The 447-nt window shown below is 63.5% G+C and carries 1 pseudogene; it reads right to left on the bottom strand.

The features are described 5' to 3' along the window. Nucleotides 1–447, bottom strand: a pseudogene (locus tag G3I60_RS44015) (hypothetical protein); the annotation flags it as partial.

Raw genomic sequence — 447 nt, forward strand, 5'->3', positions numbered from 1 at the left:
TCTTCCAGTACCCCGGCACCTGACCGACGTACAGCGGTTTGTTGTCGGCCACGTTCCCGTTCGGGTCCTTCGCCGGGTTCTCCCGATAGGCGCCGGACATCGCGGGCCCGAACGTAGCGGTCCCCTTGGTCAGGTCGAAGTTGCCCCTGTTGGGATACATCCAGAGGTCGCCGTTGTAGTTCACCACCATCAGGTCCGCGAACTTGTCACCGGTGAAGTCGCCTGCCGTGTCGGCTTTGTCTCGGGGGGTGATGTAGAAGAAGTACTTCCGGGGATCCGACACATGCCCCGCGTCGTCAACGGCCCGTACGTACAGCACATTCGGCCCGGCGAGCGGCGGCTTGGCGCCGGACCAGGTGGTCGTCGTCGAGGTGGCGGCGCCGTTCGTGCGAGGGAGGGATCCCGTGTAGTTGGTCGCGTTGAAGGAGAATTCGTACTCGACCACAT

The organism is Streptomyces sp. SID13666 (genome assembly GCF_010548325.1).
GTDB classification, from domain to species: domain Bacteria; phylum Actinomycetota; class Actinomycetes; order Streptomycetales; family Streptomycetaceae; genus Actinacidiphila; species Actinacidiphila fildesensis.